The 11100-nt window shown below is 65.9% G+C and carries 8 protein-coding genes and 1 tRNA gene; 5 read left to right on the top strand and 4 right to left on the bottom strand.

The window, feature by feature from the left end:
* Together BGN95_RS03715 and BGN95_RS03720 are read left to right on the top strand one after the other, a co-directional pair.
* A partial coding sequence (locus tag BGN95_RS03715) for a DUF4163 domain-containing protein (protein WP_286771660.1) occupies positions 1-587 on the top strand: 587 nt, incomplete at its 5' end.
* A 2-nt stretch (positions 588-589) separates the two neighbouring features.
* Positions 590-1984: a hypothetical protein gene (locus BGN95_RS03720; protein ID WP_286771661.1), complete on the top strand. Its 1395-nt coding sequence runs from the start codon at positions 590-592 to the stop codon at positions 1982-1984.
* Between the two features lie 148 nt (positions 1985-2132).
* Here BGN95_RS03720 and nusG read toward each other — a convergent pair whose 3' ends face one another.
* Positions 2133-2669, bottom strand: a complete 537-nt coding sequence (gene nusG / locus BGN95_RS03725; RefSeq protein ID WP_179510755.1) for a transcription termination/antitermination protein NusG — start codon at positions 2667-2669, stop codon at positions 2133-2135.
* A 20-nt stretch (positions 2670-2689) separates the two neighbouring features.
* Positions 2690-2887 carry a preprotein translocase subunit SecE gene (gene secE, locus BGN95_RS03730; protein WP_179510756.1) on the bottom strand — a complete coding sequence of 66 codons (198 nt, stop codon included), beginning with the start codon at positions 2885-2887 and terminating at the stop codon, positions 2690-2692.
* 197 nt (positions 2888-3084) lie between these two features.
* Here secE and BGN95_RS03735 point away from each other — a divergent pair, with 197 nt between their 5' ends.
* Together BGN95_RS03735 and BGN95_RS03740 are read left to right on the top strand one after the other, a co-directional pair.
* Positions 3085-4680: a tetratricopeptide repeat-containing sulfotransferase family protein gene (locus BGN95_RS03735; protein ID WP_286771662.1), complete on the top strand. Its 1596-nt coding sequence runs from the start codon at positions 3085-3087 to the stop codon at positions 4678-4680.
* Between the two features lie 164 nt (positions 4681-4844).
* Positions 4845-7463 carry a TonB-dependent receptor gene (locus BGN95_RS03740; RefSeq protein ID WP_286771663.1) on the top strand — a complete coding sequence of 873 codons (2619 nt, stop codon included), beginning with the start codon at positions 4845-4847 and terminating at the stop codon, positions 7461-7463.
* A gap of 171 nt (positions 7464-7634) precedes the next feature.
* Here the strand turns inward: BGN95_RS03740 and BGN95_RS03745 are convergent.
* Positions 7635-7711 (bottom strand) — tRNA-Trp (locus tag BGN95_RS03745).
* Positions 7712-7768: 57 nt separating this feature from the next.
* A complete protein-coding gene (locus BGN95_RS03750; protein ID WP_265314417.1) occupies positions 7769-10132 on the bottom strand; it encodes a putative bifunctional diguanylate cyclase/phosphodiesterase in 2364 nt (787 codons plus the stop codon).
* Positions 10133-10589: 457 nt separating this feature from the next.
* On the opposite strand from BGN95_RS03750, the gene BGN95_RS03755 reads away from it, so the two are divergent.
* Complete coding sequence (locus BGN95_RS03755; RefSeq protein ID WP_179510759.1) at positions 10590-10952, top strand: UrcA family protein; 363 nt, start codon at positions 10590-10592, stop codon at positions 10950-10952.
* The last annotated feature ends 148 nt before the right edge of the window (positions 10953-11100 follow it).

An 11100-nucleotide genomic window follows, 5' to 3' on the forward strand; every position in this document is an offset into this window, starting at 1 on the left:
CGCTGCGCGCCTGGCTGGAGGCGGATCGCGCCAAGCAGCGTACGGCGTTGGCGCGCGACGCCGCCGAGGCACGGCAGGAGGCGCGCAAGGGCAGTTTCCCGTTCCGCGCCTATGAGCTGCAGAAGACATGGAAGCTGGTGACCAACACGCCGCGCTTCCTGAGCCTGTCGGGCAATGTCTACAGCTATACCGGCGGCGCGCACGGCAATCCGGGATCGTTCGGGCTGGTGTGGGACAAGGCCGCCAAGCGCCGGGTGGGGCCCAAGGCAGTGTTCGTTTCCGACGCCGCACTGCAGGCGGCAGTCGGGCAGGCGTTCTGCGACCGGCTCAACGCGATCCGTACCCAGCGCCGCGGCGAAGCGCCGGGGCATGACGGGCCGTTCGATGCCTGCCCCAAGATCGGCGAACTGACCGTGCTGCTCGGCTCGTCGAACCGCAACCGGATCAACCGCATCGGGCTGATCGCCGATCCTTATGTCGCCGGGCCTTATGCCGAGGGCGAATATGAGGTGACGCTGCCGGTCACCGCGGCGGTGCTCCGCGCGGTGAAGCCCGCTTATCGCACCGCGTTCGACGTCGCGCGCTGACGATGACGCAGCGGGCGACCCGGCGGCAGTGGCTGTTCGCCTTCGTGCCGCTGGTCGTCGCGTGCGCCGCGTCGCTGGCCTATTGGCCCGGCCTCGTCACCTGGGATTCGATCCGGCAATATGATCAGGCGCTGAGCGGCGATTTCGACGACTGGCACCCGCCGGCGATGGAATGGATCTGGCGGCAGTTGCTCCCGCTCGCGCACAGCCCGGCGCCGATGTTGATCCTCCAGCTGTTGCTCTACGCCACCGGGTTCAAATTGCTGATCCTCACCGCCTTGCGCGCGCGGCGCAGCGGGCGGGCGGTGGCGATCGGGTGCGTCGCGCTCCTGCCGCTGGCGATCGCGCTGATGGCGACGATCATCAAGGACAGTCTGATGACCGGCGCGTTGCTCGCGGCGGTCGGGCTATGCGCCTTCGCGGACCGGTCCGCGCGCGGGAGGGGAGCGCTGCGTGCGGCCGCGCTGGCGTTGCTGGTGTTCGCCTCGATGCTGCGGTTCAACGCGGTCTTCGCCACCCTGCCGCTCGCTTTGTGGACCTTGCCCGAAAGCTGGCGCGCGCAGCCGAAACGGATGATCGTGGCGGGTGTCGCCGCGCTGGCGCTGCTCGCCGCGGCGATGCCGGTCGCCAACCGCCTGCTTGCCGCCAAGCCGAGCGGGGTCGAGCTGTCGCTGATCATCTTCGATCTCGGCGGGATCACCTATCACGCCGGGGAGAACCGCTTTCCGCCGGTCGGGGTGAAGGATGCGGTCGCGATCAACCGGCATTGCTACAATCCGGTGAAGTGGGACAGCTACGCCTGGTGGGTCGATCAGCCGTGCCCGATCGACTTCGATCATGTCCGCCGCGCCTTCGCCGCGGGGCATATCGAGCCGCATCTGTTCTGGCTGCGCGCGATCCTCGCGCACCCGATCGCTTATGCCCAGCACCGGCTGGCGCATTGGAACGTCGAGACGCGCTTCCTGACGCTCGATTCGGTCGACCGCCCGGTGCAGGTCGAGGCGCCGCCCAACGACTGGGGCTTTGCGATCACGCCGAATGTGGTGGTGCATGCGGTCGATCGGCTGGCGCGGTGGCAAGGGGAGATGCCGCTCGGCTGGCCGTGTGTGTGGATCGCGGCGATGATCGGGTTGCTCTGGGCGGCGGTGCGCGCGCCGATCGGCTTCCCGACGCAGATGCTGGCGTGGTCGGCGCTGCTCTACGCGCTCGGCTATGCCCCGCTCGGGGTGGCGGCGGAGCTGCGTTACTATCTGTGGACGATGATCGGCGGGGCGCTCGCGCTGGTGCTCGCGGTGAGCGGCTGGCGGGCGGCCGGCGCGCGGGTGCCGCTGGGGCGGCTGGCGGTGCCGCCGGTGGCGATCGCGGTGATCGCGATCGGGTGGCGGCTGAGCCACTGAGGAGGAGTGCCCCGTCTCCGTGGTGTAAGATGCGGAAGGGCCGACGCGGGAGTGAATCCCGCGTCGTCGGACGGGCTCGCTGCGCGACCCGCCGGCCGGCCTTGGCGGTCTCGCGCATAGCAAGGCTATGCGCGTGGCCGCCTGCGGCTTACTTGCTGCGCTCGACCTGCTCGAAATCGAGCTCGACCGGGGTGGCGCGGCCGAAGATCGACACCGACACCTTGACCTTCGACTTGTCGAAATCGAGCTCCTCGACCGTGCCGTTGAAGCTCGCGAACGGGCCGTCGAGCACCTTGACCGAATCGCCGATCTCGTAATCGACCTTCACCTGATGCTTCGGCGCGGCGGCGGCTTCCTCCTTCGAGTTGAGCATCCGCGCGGCTTCGGCGTCGCTGATCGCCTGCGGCTTGCCCGACGAGCCGAGGAAGCCGGTGACGCGCGGCGTGTTCTTGACGAGGTGATAGACGTCGTCGTTCATGCTGAGCTTGGCCAGCACATAGCCGGGCATGAACTTGCGCTCGACCGACACCTTCTTGCCGCGCCGCGCCTCGGTCACCGTCTCGGTCGGCACCTCGATCTGCTCGACGAGCGCCGAGAGGCCGAGCCGCTCCGCCTCGGTCAAAATGGTATCGCGGACCTTGCCCTCGAAACCGGAATAAGCGTGGATGATGTACCAGCGCGCCATTTGCGTGAAACCCTTGTCCGTTATTTCGCGAGGGCAAGCAGGCCCTTCACGATCTGATCAAAGACCGTGTCGATGCCGAGGAAGAACAGCGCCAGAATCGTCGTCATGATCAGAACCATCACGGCGGTCATCACCGTCTGGCGGCGACCCGGCCAGGTAACCTTGCGCGCCTCTGTCTGAACCTGACGGATGAATTCGATCGGGGACGTCTTCGCCACTTTTACGTGCCTTCGCAAACGAGCCGAGCGAGGCATAGGTCCGTCACCGCTTCCCTGTCATCAGGGAAACGGTGAAGCCCGTCCTCGCTGTCGGATGGGTCGCGGAGATAGCGTCGCCGTCGCGGGAAGGCAAGAGGTGGCGGCGGGCGGGACAGAGCGCTTGCTTCGCGCGACGCTTGCCCGCATCGTCGCGGCCGATGGCAACCGTCACCACGCAATCCCACGCTTACCCCCCGATGCTGCTCGACGCCGCGATCGCGCTGCACGACGGGCAGCTCCACATCGCCGAGCCGTTGCTCAAGGGCTATCTCAAGCAGGATCCGTTCGACGCGCGCGCGATCCGCATGCTGGCGGAGCTGGCCGGGCGGATCGGGCGCAACCAGGACGCGGAGAATCTGCTGCGCCGCGCGCTCGAACTGGCCCCCGCCTTCACTGCGGCGCGTGCCAATCTCGCGCTCGTCCTCTATCGCCAGAACCGCGCGCCCGAGGCGCTGGTCGAGCTCGACGAATTGCTCGCGACCGAGCCCGATCATATCGGCCATGCCAATCTCAAGGCCGCCGCGCTCGGCCGGCTTGGCGGGTTCGACGCGGCGATCGCGCTCTACGAACGCGTCCTCGCCGCCGCCCCGGATCAGCCGCGGGTGTGGATGAGCTACGGCCATATGCTCAAGACGGTCGGGCGGCAGGCCGACGGGGTCGACGCCTATCGCCGCGCGATCGCGGCCGAGCCGACGCTGGGCGAGGCATGGTGGAGCCTCGCCAACCTCAAGACCGTGCGCTTTACCGATGCCGATCTCACGGCGATGGCGGCGGCACGAGCGGGCACCGATCTTGTCGAGGACGATGCGCTTCACCTCGATTTCGCGCTGGGCAAGGCTTATGAGGACCGCGGCGACGCCGACATCGCCTTTGCGCATTATGCCGCCGGTAATGCGATGCGGCGCGCGCAGCTCGGCTACGATCCGCAATTGCTGACCGATATGGTCGACGCGATGATCGCGGTGGCGACCCCCGATTTCTTCGCCGCGCGCGCGGGCTGGGGATGCCAGGCGCCCGATGCGATCTTCATCCTCGGGATGCCGCGTGCGGGGTCGACGCTGATCGAGCAGATCCTCTCCAGCCACGGCCAGGTGGAGGGGACGACCGAGCTTCCCGATCTGCCCGCGATGGTGCGGCGCGTATCGGGCTATCCCGCGGGGCTGGCCGCGCTCACCGCCGAGGACGCGGCGGCGCTGGGCGAGGAATATCTGCGTCGCGCGGCGGTGCAGCGGCGCAGCGGACGGCCGTTCTTCATCGACAAATTGCCCAATAACTGGCTGCATGTCGCGCTGATCCGGCTGATCCTGCCCCATGCGCGGATCATCGACGCGCGGCGCGATCCGCGCGCCTGCTGCTTCTCCAATTTCAAGCAGCATTTCGCGCGTGGGCAGGCGTTCAGCTACGGGCTCGACGATATGGGGCGCTATTACCGCGATTATGTGCGGCTGATGGCGCATCTCGATCATGTGCTGCCGGGGCAGGTGATCCGCGTGATCCACGAGGAGCTGGTCGACGCGCCCGAGGCCGGGATTCGCGCGTTGCTCGACCGGCTCGATCTGCCGTTCGAGCCTGCTTGCCTGTCGTTCCACGAGACGGAGCGCGCGGTGCGCACGGCGAGCTCCGAACAGGTGCGCCAGCCGATCTTCCGCGGCGGCGATGCCGCATGGCGGCCGTTCGCGCCCCACCTCGGCCCGCTGGAGGCGGCGCTGGGCGACGTGGTCGACCATTATCCGCTGGCGCCGCGCTTCGGGTGAATTAGCTCAAGCCGGGCATGACGATTAGATGAGCTGATTGCTTCGTTGCAAAACTGTCACGGTCGGCGCGGTTCGCGCGATTGTCGGTGCGCGGCGATTGACCTGAGCCGCGCCGCATCACAGTCTTGCCGTTCCACAATAAAACAGTCTCCGGGGGGAGCGTGATGACAAGTTTCGAACGCCGCGTGCTGGTCTCGCTTTTTGCTTCGGTCGCATTTGCCGGCCCCGCCTTTGCGCAGACCGCGCCCGCCGAGAGCAATGCGCCCAGCCGCCCCGCGGCCAGCGACGCGATGAGCGACATCATCGTCACCGCGCAGAAGCGCGACGAGAATATCCAGACGGTGCCGATCTCGATGCAGGCGCTGTCGACGCGCAAGCTCGATCAGCTCAACATCTCGAATTTCAACGAATATACCCAGCTCCTCCCGTCGGTGGCGTTCCAGACCTCGCAGCCGGGCGTGACGACCGTCTATATGCGCGGCGTCGCCTCGGGCGGCGACGGCAACCACTCGGGCTCACTCCCCTCGGTCGGCAGCTATCTCGACGAACAGCCGGTGACGACGATCGGCGGCACGCTCGACATCCATATCTATGACGTCGCGCGGATCGAGAGCCTGTCCGGCCCGCAGGGCACGCTCTACGGCGCGTCGAGCGAGGCGGGGACGATCCGCATCATCACCAACAAGCCCGATACCTCGGGCTTCTACGGCCGCGTCGACGGCGAGCTCAACACCGTCAACAAGGGCGGCGTCGGCGGCAAGATCGAGGGGATGATCAACGCGCCCTTCTCGTCGAACGTCGCGCTGCGCGTGGTCGGCTTCTACCAGAAGGATGCCGGCTATATCGACAATGTGGCGGGCACCCGCACCTTCTGTGGCACGCCGATCAAGGATCCGAACGATCCCACCGTTACCATTGGCTGTCTCAAGGACGGGATCACTCTCAACAACAAGGCGCTGGTAAAGAAGGATTATAACGACACCGAGACCTGGGGCGGCCGCGCCGCGCTCAAGGTCGATCTCGACGACAATTGGACGGTGACGCCGACGGTGCTCTACCAGGAGCAGCGCAGCCACGGCAGCTACGGCTTCGATCCGCGGGTCGGCGACCTCCAGGTCCAGCATTTCCTGCCCGAATATCGTCGCGATCGCTTCATCCAGGGCGCGCTGACGATCGAGGGCAAGGTCGGCAATTGGGATCTGACCTATGCCGGCGCCTATCTCGATCGCCGCGATACGCAGTCGAGCGATTATACCGATTATGCCGAGGCCTATGACAACCTCTATCAGAAGCAGGGAGGTCTCGCCGGCTATTTCTATTATCGCGATGCCGCCGGCAACACGATCAACCCGCAGCAACGCGTGATCGGCACCGATCATTTCAAGAAGATGAGCCAGGAAATCCGCGTCGCCTCGCCGAGCACCGAGCGGTTCCGCATCGTCGCCGGCGCTTTCTACCAGCGCCAGTCGAACCTCATCCACCAGGATTATCGCATCGCCGGGCTCGCGCCCGAGCTGTCGGTCAACGGGCTGCCCGGCACCTTGTGGCTTACCCAGCAGCATCGCGTCGACAAGGATTATGCGATGTTCGGCGAGGCGAGCTTCGACATCCTGCCGAAGCTGACGCTCACCGCGGGCGCGCGTGCGTTCATCTACGATAACTCGCTGATCGGCTTCTTCGGCTTCGGCCGCAATCCGGCGGCGGATGAAACCGGCATTCCTTACACGGCATTGCCGCATAACGCCGCTGGAAGCTCAAAGACGGGCGTTGCGGCTTGCTATCTCACCAACGGGCAGAGCCTGAAGCAGATGGTGGATGCCGGGCAGAATCCCGCGCCGTTCTTCCCGGCAACCGTGGCGGGCGGGCCTTGCACCAACCTCGCAATCGTTTCGGGTAACGGGCTGTTGCCGAAGCGGACGCAAGGGCAGGGCGTCACCTACAAGTTCAACGCGACGTGGAAGCCGACCGATCAGCTAATGCTTTACGCCACCTGGTCGCGCGGCTTCCGTCCGGGCGGGATCAACCGGCGTGCCGATGTCAGCAATTATGCGCCCGATTATCTCACCAATTACGAAGTGGGCTGGAAGACGACGCTGCTCAACGGCATGCTCCGCTTCAACGGCGCGGTCTATCAGCAGAATTGGGACAGCTTCCAATTCGCCTTCCTTGGCGTGAACAGTTTCACGATCATCCAGAACGGCCCGAATGCGCGCATCCGCGGCGTCGAGATGGATGCCAGTGTCAACACCGGCCCGCTCGCGCTGACCGTGGCCGGCTCCTATACCGATGCGAAGACGCGGCAGAATCTCTGCCTCGGCGCCGATCCGACCTTCACCTGCACCGGTATGCTCGATAGCGGTCAGCGGAACATCGTGTCTGCGGCTGCCGGCACGCGGCTGCCGATTACGCCGCAGTTCAAGATCACCGGCACGGCGCGTTATACGGTGCCGCTCGGAACGTCGGCGAAGGGCTATATCCAGGCGCTGGTTTCGCACCAGAGCTCGGCGGCCTCGGATATCCGGTCGGCGGTTTACGCGCCGGGCACCGGCGAAATCATCAACCCGGCGGCACAGCTCGGGCGGCTGCGTGCCTATACCACCGGCAATCTCGCGGTCGGGGCGGAAATCGGCAGCAATTATACGCTGGAGGTCTTCGCGCAGAATCTGTGGGATGAACGCGGCGAAATCTCGCGCTTCCAGGCCTGCGGCACGTGCGGCGACCGGCCGTATATCGTGCCGATCCAGCCGCGCACGATCGGTATCCGCGCCGGCGCGAAATTCTGATGGGAGGGGCAACCCGGCGCCTCCGCGCGCCGGGTTGAACGGAAAGGACGGGGCTTCGGCTCCGTCCTTTTTCTTGTGCGTCAGCCCGGCATCTCGACACAGGCCGTCATCCCAGCTTTCGCCGGGATGACGGCCTGGGCGGTTGTCTTGACGGTTTATTCTGGGAAAAAGTGGCAGGGGAGCTCGGATTCGAACCGAGGGCCTTCGGTTTTGGAGACCGACGCTCTAACCAGCTGAGCTACACCCCTACGCGGAAAGCGCCCCCTAACGCGCCGCGTCGCATCGGGCAATAGGGCAGTCGCGATTTACGCCGCTGCCGATGCGTCCGGGCGGCGCGCGCGGCGGATCAGCGCGCGGGCTTCCTCCACCGGCAGCGGGCGGCCGAAATAGAGCCCCTGGATCTTGCTGCACCCCAGTTCGCGGATCAGGTTGAGCTCGGCTTCGGTCTCGACCCCTTCGGCCGTCGTCGAGATGCCGAGGCTGCCCGCCAGCGCGACCACCGCGCGGATGATCGCCAGCGCCTCGGGCATCCCGCGCGAGGCGCCCTGCACGAAGGTCTGGTCGATCTTGATCGAGGAGAAACGCGTGCGGCTGAGATAGCCGAGCGCCGAATAGCCGGTGCCGAAATCGTCGAGGCTGAGGTGCACGCCGAGCCCGATGACCTGTTCCAGCACGGTCACCGCGCTGCTGCCCTCGCGTACGAAGGCGTTTTCGGTCACTTCCAGCTCCAGCCGGTGCGGCGGCAGCCCGGCATTGGCGAGCGCCTGCGCGACGACGGTGACGAAATTCGGATTGTGCAGCTGATCGGGTGAGACATTGACCGCGATCCGCGCATCGCTCGGCCAGGAGGCCGCCTCGGCGCAGGCGGTGCGCAGGACCCATTCGCCGATCGGCTCGATCAGCCGCGCGGCTTCCGCCAGCGGGATGAATTTCGCCGGGGGGATGTTGCCGAATTGCGGGTTCTGCCAGCGCAGCAGCGCCTCGAACCCGGTCAGGCGGCCCGAGCCGGCCTCGACCACCGGCTGATAATGCAGCGACAGCTCGTTGCGATCGAGCGCCTGGCGCAGCGCGATCTCGAGCACGCGGCGCTCCTCCGCGTCGACATGGAGCTGCGGCTCGTAGCAGCGGAAGACACCGCCGCCGGCATCCTTGGCGCGATAGAGCGCGAGGTCGGCCGAGCGGATCAGGTTTTCGGCGCTCTGTCCGTCGCGCGGCGAGGTCGCCACCCCGATCGACGCGCCGATCCACAGGACATGCTGGTCGATCTCATAGGGCGCGGACAAAGCGTCGATGATCGACTGCGCCAGCTTTTCGACGCGTGCCATATCGGCGGCGTCGCGCACCACCACCGCAAATTCGTCGCCGCCGAGCCGGCCCACCGCCTCATTGCCGGTGACGAGCTGTCCCAGCCGCTCCGACACGCGTCGCAACAGCCGGTCGCCGATCGGGTGGCCGAGCGTGTCGTTGACCGCCTTGAAGCGATCGAGATCGATCATCATGAACGCCGATCGCGAATCCCATTGCTCCGCCTCGGCCAGTGCTTCGCCGAGCATCTCGTGGATCATCAGGCGGTTGGACAGGCCGGTCAGCGGATCGAAGCGCGCCATGCGGTTGATCTTCTCGGCAGTGACTCGTTCCGCCGTCACATCCGAGGCGACGCCGCGGAAGCCGAGGAAATTGCCGTGATCGTCGTTGCGCGGGGTGGCGGAAATCTCCCACCAGCGCTCCTGGCCGTGGACGAACACCGGCATGACGAGATCGCGGAAGCTTTCGCGGCGCTTGAGCTTGTCGGCGAGTTGTCGCAGCCCGGGGGAGAAATTGCCCGCCTCCCACATCGGGCCGGCGAGCAGCTTGAGCAGCGGCGTCCCCTCGACCTCGGCCGGCTGAAGTTCGAGCGCGAGCGCGAAGCGCACCGAGGCGCGGATCACACGGCGCTGCGCATCGGTTTCCCACAGCCAGTCGGCGCGATTGTCTTCGCTCTCGCCGAGCAACAGGCTGACCGTCTCGTCACGCTCGGTGAGCGTCAGCTCGGACCCGCGCAGCAGCACGAGCGCGCGGGCGCGCGAGACGCAGCCGACGATAAGGATCGCGGCGAACAACAGGGTGCCGGCTGCCGCGACGAAGAGGTGCGTTACGATCAGCTCGGCCGCCACCATCAGCGCGATCCCGCCGATGAAAGCGACCGCGGCGGGCACCAGCGGGGCGAGCGCGACCGCAGCGGCCGACATCAGCACCGACAGCACCATCCACAAGGCGAGCGCGGTGCCGGAATCGACGTAACGGTCGAACACCATCACCGGGACGCCCCATACCGCCGCCAGCGCGGCGCCTTCGAACACGGTGTTGCGCAGATCGGCGATGCCGGCCAGCGCGCCGGGGACGGCGCTGGTGCGCAACCGCCTGACAGCGATCGCGGTGCCGACGCCGGCGGCGACGAGCCCCCATAGGCCGAGCCACGACAAGGGCAGATGCGGCGCGAACAGCATCGCGACGATCGCCGCGCCGACCAGATTGGCGGCCAGCATGAACATCGCCATCTGCCGGCCGGCAAGCAGCTTGGCGCCCCGGATCCGCGCCCAGGCGGCGGGGTTCTCCCCTTCGGACAAGCCCAGCAGCGGCCCAAGCGGGATGGCCGGGTGACGAACGGTCGGTGGCTCGGCGATGTTCACCGGCCCGATATAGGGGAACTGTGTTGACCAAAGGTTTCCCGACGCAACGCGTTCCGGTGCTGGCCGCGATCGCGGCAAGGGATAGCGTGCTCGCCCCGACGTGTGGGGAAATTCCGTTCCAGATTAACCGTTTATGGGAGTGGGGGATCAATTGTTTGCAAATTGAATGGGCGTTCCTTTGGCATGAATTGATATAATTTTGTCATGTCCTGCCGGCATGTTTTGTTATAATTAGTTAATATCAGAAGAATTATTGTTTATTTATAATGATTTGTACTTCTGGATCGTAATACCGAACGGGGGTCTGCATTGTGACGGCTCGGTAAGTGGCGTTGTATCTGAAGCATCACCAATGTGACCATTCCACCGGGAAGTTTTCCGTGGGTCGCTGTCATCGATCCTGCAAGATCAACGAAGATTCGTTCTGCGGGACACGCTCGGACAGAGAGGTGATGCCATGATTGCGAAACGTAACGGCGTTCTTGCCATATCCTTGCTCGTCATCGCATTGCCGGCCGCCGCGGGGCCGGTCACCGTAAGGGCGCGCGCCGATCAGGTGCGTACGATGCGGGTCAGTTATGCCGATCTCAACATCAACAGCGACGCGGGGCTGCGTCAATTGATGCAACGCGTCAAAGGGGCCGCCGAATGGGTGTGCGATGTTTCGACCTATATGCATGTCCCGCTCGACGAGCAGATGGCGGGACGGACCTGCTATGATGCGTCGCTCGCACGCGCCCGCTCGGATATCAGCGCGATCCAGCAGCGTGCCCAGAACGGCCTGTCCGCGCGCGGCGAGATCGAAGTCGCGCAGCGTTGAATCCGCCTCGACAGCAGCGCGGCGACATGTGATCCATGTCGTCGCGCCTGTCTGCGATTGCGTGCGCGGTCGCCGGCGGATCGGTTTGCGTAAGCGTAATCTGTCATCTGCGCCATAACAGAGGCGGGTCGGCTGCGTCGGGTGACGC

This window comes from Sphingomonas sp. 66-10, assembly GCF_001897045.1.
In the GTDB taxonomy this organism is placed as follows: Bacteria; Pseudomonadota; Alphaproteobacteria; order Sphingomonadales; family Sphingomonadaceae; genus Sphingomonas; species Sphingomonas lycopersici.

Bases quoted from the DNA above. Each gene is read 5' to 3' on its own strand.
- BGN95_RS03720 (WP_286771661.1), top strand. From the start codon at position 590: ATGACGCAGCGGGCGACCCGGCGGCAGTGGCTGTTCGCCTTCGTGCCG.
- nusG (WP_179510755.1), bottom strand. From the start codon at position 2,669: ATGGCGCGCTGGTACATCATCCACGCTTATTCCGGTTTCGAGGGCAAG.
- BGN95_RS03735 (WP_286771662.1), top strand. From the start codon at position 3,085: ATGGCAACCGTCACCACGCAATCCCACGCTTACCCCCCGATGCTGCTC.
- BGN95_RS03740 (WP_286771663.1), top strand. From the start codon at position 4,845: ATGACAAGTTTCGAACGCCGCGTGCTGGTCTCGCTTTTTGCTTCGGTC.
- BGN95_RS03755 (WP_179510759.1), top strand. From the start codon at position 10,590: ATGATTGCGAAACGTAACGGCGTTCTTGCCATATCCTTGCTCGTCATC.